Here is a 4,582-nt window from a genome sequence, read left to right as displayed (position 1 = left end):
AAGGGCTTTCAATAAAGGAAAGACAAAGGTGTTTGAAACATTATATAGTTCGTTAACTTTACCCAATTACATTCAAAGACCTTTCAGTTATGACGTAAGTGTTGATATAGGGGCGTCAACGCCAGTGTTTCCACTTAATGAAAGTAGAACGTCCAATACGAGCCGATAATGACGAGAGAAGATATGCGCCAAGCACTCTTCGAATACATCGAGGTTAATTATTACCGAACAAGAAGGCACAGGGCACTTGAATATCTAAGTCCAGTTAATTTCTTGTCACTTAGCAAACCAGTCAGTCTGACAAGTGTAGAGCACCCTTATCAAATAGGAAAACACTTATTCATATGAAGGTAAGACAACTTTTCCCTCACCAAATTTTTGTGAAAGAAAAGACTCTACAAACAGTTACGCTTCCCCAATTTATAGACTCGTCGAAAAAAGATAGATAAGGTAAAGACTCATTAAAACAAAGAAAAATCCTGCAATTTTATTGCCCCACTGTTCAATGTATCTTGACACTATATGTGCCCGCATCCAGTAACCAATGACAGCATACATCGAAAGCACTAGTGCCGTCGAAATACCGACAATCCCCAAACAGATCATATAATCACTGATATTACTATTCGTAAGGTCAACAAAACTAGGTAAGATAGAAGCATAAAAAAGGATAGTTTTTGGGTTCCCCATAGCTATAGATAGCCCGGCAAAAAATTCCTTTGTTGATAAATCAGACGTTGAGATATCGGTTTCACTTAAATGAGGAGAAGCCGCCATAATTAGACTATAGCCTATCCACCCTAAGTATATGGCACTAACAAATTGTACGAAGTGATAGATTCCTTGGACGCCGTTCTGAGCAAGTGCCGTATTGATGCTAAAATATGCAATGCTAAAAAATAACATAGCACCTATGACAATTCCTAAGGTCGTTATTAAACCCGACTTAAGCCCGACCCCCATACTTTGAATCATCACTAGCAACACACTTGGACCAGGTACTATTGATAGTAGCGTAATTGAAGCTGTAAATAATAAGATTGTGGTAATGTCCATGCCATTGCCTTTTAATGGTCTGTGCGTACGTAAACCCACATAGGCTTAATATCTGCAACATGAAAGCCAAACTTCTCGTAGAATCTAAATACTTGATTATCAACAAGTAAAGCTTTTTCGCTTGCCATAATGTTCCACTAAGTTTGATGCTTCCTCACTCAATTCAAGCCACAAATTTTCTGGCAGTATATCGGCGATGCAAACCAGAGGCTTTTTTGAAAATTGGGATTGAAGCTTACAAATATCTGCTTGAGTTAAACTGTCTATAAAATTCTGAAAAGCAGCGTCAATCCTTGATTGTCCATATTGCATGATGAATGTATCCTCATAAATTAAAGTTTTCATGCTAGATTCGAGTTTATAAAAATCAAAGAATAACGCTTAAATTCCGTTTTTTAATGAGGGAAGATAACTATTTATCCAAATTTATCTGCAAATGAATAAACAATTTATTACGTCTGAAAAATATACCTTTGCAGTCATCTCTTAAGGCGCGACCCAGAACAACGATAACAATACAAATATAACTAGTTGGAGTTTCCACTCAAATATCCTTTGAAACTATAATAATGACTAAAATAAATGTGACGACTGTAGTCATCTTGATAAAATGCTTAAAACCCATCAATTAAACAATTAATTTATGATTTAATTTATTCCCCTCGGTTTTTTGCGCAACTCAATGGAAATAAGTCAGCAACCTATGATCTGAGCAACTACCTTCACTCTCCTTCTTAGCCTCATGGATTGATGAAGAGACGATAAGCAGGTGGGCGCAAAGCAAACAGAATAAGCGCGGGAGACCACGTCGGTTTAGTGATTTAGCTCTCACGACAGCGCTCATGGTGAAACGCGGCCACTGAGAGCGCTACAAGGATTTATCGACTCGATATTTAGACTTGCCCATGTTCCATTAAGTTGTCCGCATTACACTTGCATCAGTCGTAGAACAAAGCAAGTTGAGGTCTCATTTAAGACTAAAACGAGAGGAGCAATACAGTACCTAGCCATTGATGCTACTGGCCTTAAGGTTTATGGCGAAGTTCTTCCGAACTTACTGAAACAAACACGTCAAAGCACCCTTGAGGTATCTGGTGATGGCGCTTACGACACGAGATCGTGTCACGCTGCTATTAAGATTAAGCGAGCCGTTGCGCTTATTCCCCCCAAGAGAAGGGGCAGCCTTCTGGGAGCGTGGCCATCCTAGAAATCTCGCAATGGGCAGCTAGAAGTTATACGGCTCAAATAAATATTGGAAAGAGCGGTATGGTTACCACAAAGCCTATCAACAACTCAAAATCAAAAAACGGATAATTATTAATTATTAATTACCCTTCAACCTCTTGCGATAGCTGACAGGAAGAAGCATAAAGACGTCAGGTTAATAATCGCCCCAATAATGATGAAAACATCTCAGCGCATTCAAGCCGACCGCATTGTAATAATTGAAGGAACTAAAAAGATGTCACTACGTTACGTCATATTGACGTATTTAAATGAAAAACCCCACTCAGGTTACAGCGTCACCAAAGAAATCAACCAATCCCATTATTGGAGCGCCGTCCTACAGCATACTTATCGAGAGATTAAGGTATTGCACAAAGAAAGATGGATAGAAGCGCATGCGAACTGTGCTTCAAAAGGCAACGCTTTCACTATCACCGAACTTGGTAAACAAGCGCTAATTAACTGGCTATCGACACCGGTGGCCACCTGTCAGCATAGAGATTCGTTTTGTATAAAATTGATGAATCATTCTCTCGCACCAACAGAATTAAGCCGTGAGATAGACCTCAGCATCAAAACCACCCTCACGGTCTGTCAATATTACGAACGAACCTTGAAACAACCGCAATTAAACGCTCGTCAAACCCTTATCCTCAAAAAGCGACTCGCAGAAGTTCAATTGAATTTGGATTGGTTCCAAGACATCCAGAAGACCTTGTTTTGAAAACGTCCACTCAAAGCAAAGTCGTTAAAAAAGAAATTGACCACATCGCCAAATACATTACACCTCAAGAAGATGAGGCCCCGTCAAGCACGCACCCAGAATGAACTTGAAGAGAACGACATCAGCCAAAATATTAAAATAGTGGGATTGATTCATAATAAGGAGAACACCTCATGGACAAAAGAACCGTACCAGCCCATCAGCGCATGGAAATACCGCTTAAACCCAACCACGCCTTACCATATCCAAGTAAAACCGTGCCAGAAAAATTAAAGCAGCAGACCAAAGTTCGTCGCCGCATTGAAGACATCCTTGAAGCCCAAGAATTTGATGCGCTTTGGAAGGATGGGTGAAATAGAAGACAATAAAGCACGGCCGCTTTGTCGCGTAATTCAGTTGAGAGACCATTTTTCACCGTTTGATATGCTTTTTAATCAATACGACAGGTTTCAGGCATCCCAAGCTTCTACAGCGCTTTGAGCATGTCTAAGTTTATGAAAGTAAACGTTTGTGATAACCAGACCGCTGTTTCCAATACTTATTGGAACCGGACACCTCCGGGCAACCAGCCGCGAGATTTCGGGAAGGGGATGAGCTCAAACGCGAGTTTAATCTGAATTGCATAGTAACAAGACCTCGTGTCATAGCGCCATCGCCAGATACCTCTATGAGACTTCGGCGTGTTTATTTGAGTAAGTTCGGGAGCACTTCTCCACCGGTAACATTAGATAAACTTAACTCAGCAGCAAGGATTTTCGGCGTCTTGGTATCGACCGCTAAGTGTAACTTTCGCCATACTCTAAGCTTCCCATCTGAACAAGGTTTTTTACTTCCTACTTACCTTCACCATAAACCTTGATGCCTCTCTACTCAATGGCTAGGCACTGCATTGCGCCTCTTGTTTTTGTTTTAGATGAGATATCTACCTCTTTTGCATGGCGAATGATACTTTTGTTATGTGGGCAGCTCAACGGAACATGAAGCTAGCCTAAATATTGAATCGATAGACCCTTGCAGCGATCTCAATGGCATAGAGAAGACTCGTTTCACCATTAGCGCAGTGGTAGTAATAACTAAATCACTGAATCGACGTGACCTACCACGCTGGTTCTGTTTGCTTTACGTCCCCCCACTTATCGCCTCGGGACCTATCAGAGCTAATAGGAACTAATACAGGTAAAGGAGACCTCTTTTTATTTGTACTGCAATTTATCTAACTCATAATTGTCCGTGCGACCTGAAGTCGTATGAAGCGTTGTTCACCACGCAGAGTGAACCATCTGTATCACCAGATGACCCTAAGATCCTGAATAAAGCAGCGGCTCTGACAACGTAACGAAGCTTGGTCGTTAGGCTGAGCGGGAGCAAAATCGTGAGAGGATGTTCCTCCTGATAACCTCAAAATCGGGTGAGTGCTAGGGAGTCAATATGATGAATGTAATGTGAATCCATTTAAGGCGCGTTATGTGATGAAACAGCGGAAGTGGTTAATACGCTGTAGCCAAAAGGCAACGAGAGTCGGAAAGAGATTGGACAAGGCTCTTTCGTGGTCATTGTACTCTCCGCACCATTGTG

4 protein-coding genes and 3 pseudogenes are annotated in these 4,582 nt (G+C 41.2%); 4 read left to right on the top strand and 3 right to left on the bottom strand.

The window, feature by feature from the left end; genetic code table 11:
• Nucleotides 1-128: 128 nt before the first annotated feature.
• A pseudogene (locus tag AB4496_RS00725) lies at nt 129-348 on the top strand (IS3 family transposase); the annotation flags it as partial.
• Between the two features lie 72 nt (nt 349-420).
• Here the strand turns inward: AB4496_RS00725 and AB4496_RS00720 are convergent.
• On the bottom strand, nt 421-1,056 hold the full coding sequence (locus AB4496_RS00720) for a LysE family translocator (RefSeq protein ID WP_016800075.1): 636 nt from the start codon (nt 1,054-1,056) through the stop codon (nt 421-423).
• Between the two features lie 99 nt (nt 1,057-1,155).
• Complete coding sequence (locus AB4496_RS00715; protein WP_016800074.1) at nt 1,156-1,401, bottom strand: hypothetical protein; 246 nt, start codon at nt 1,399-1,401, stop codon at nt 1,156-1,158.
• A gap of 389 nt (nt 1,402-1,790) precedes the next feature.
• On the opposite strand from AB4496_RS00715, the pseudogene AB4496_RS00710 reads away from it, so the two are divergent.
• The 3 genes and pseudogenes from AB4496_RS00710 to AB4496_RS00700 all read left to right on the top strand — a co-directional run.
• A pseudogene (locus AB4496_RS00710) lies at nt 1,791-2,282 on the top strand (transposase); the annotation flags it as partial.
• Nucleotides 2,283-2,455: 173 nt separating this feature from the next.
• The gene (locus tag AB4496_RS00705; protein ID WP_240798338.1) at nt 2,456-3,007 is read left to right on the top strand and encodes a PadR family transcriptional regulator; all 552 of its coding nucleotides are present in this window, start codon (nt 2,456-2,458) and stop codon (nt 3,005-3,007) included.
• A gap of 173 nt (nt 3,008-3,180) precedes the next feature.
• Nucleotides 3,181-3,360, top strand: a complete 180-nt coding sequence (locus AB4496_RS00700) for a hypothetical protein (protein WP_016800071.1) — start codon at nt 3,181-3,183, stop codon at nt 3,358-3,360.
• Nucleotides 3,361-3,961: 601 nt separating this feature from the next.
• Here AB4496_RS00700 and AB4496_RS00695 read toward each other — a convergent pair.
• Nucleotides 3,962-4,111, bottom strand: a pseudogene (locus AB4496_RS00695) (transposase); the annotation flags it as partial.
• Nucleotides 4,112-4,582: the final 471 nt, after the last annotated feature.

Origin of the sequence: Vibrio sp. 10N.222.46.A1 (assembly GCF_041473595.1) — a bacterium.
Taxonomy (GTDB): Bacteria; Pseudomonadota; Gammaproteobacteria; order Enterobacterales; family Vibrionaceae; genus Vibrio; species Vibrio tasmaniensis_A.
This window is presented reverse-complemented; position numbering and strand designations above follow the sequence as displayed.

What these genes read in the sequence shown, in the direction of transcription:
- AB4496_RS00720 (WP_016800075.1), bottom strand. Translation starts at nt 1,056, where the DNA reads ATGGACATTACCACAATCTTATTATTTACAGCTTCAATTACGCTACTA.
- AB4496_RS00715 (WP_016800074.1), bottom strand. Translation starts at nt 1,401, where the DNA reads ATGAAAACTTTAATTTATGAGGATACATTCATCATGCAATATGGACAA.
- AB4496_RS00705 (WP_240798338.1), top strand. Translation starts at nt 2,456, where the DNA reads ATGATGAAAACATCTCAGCGCATTCAAGCCGACCGCATTGTAATAATT.
- AB4496_RS00700 (WP_016800071.1), top strand. Translation starts at nt 3,181, where the DNA reads ATGGACAAAAGAACCGTACCAGCCCATCAGCGCATGGAAATACCGCTT.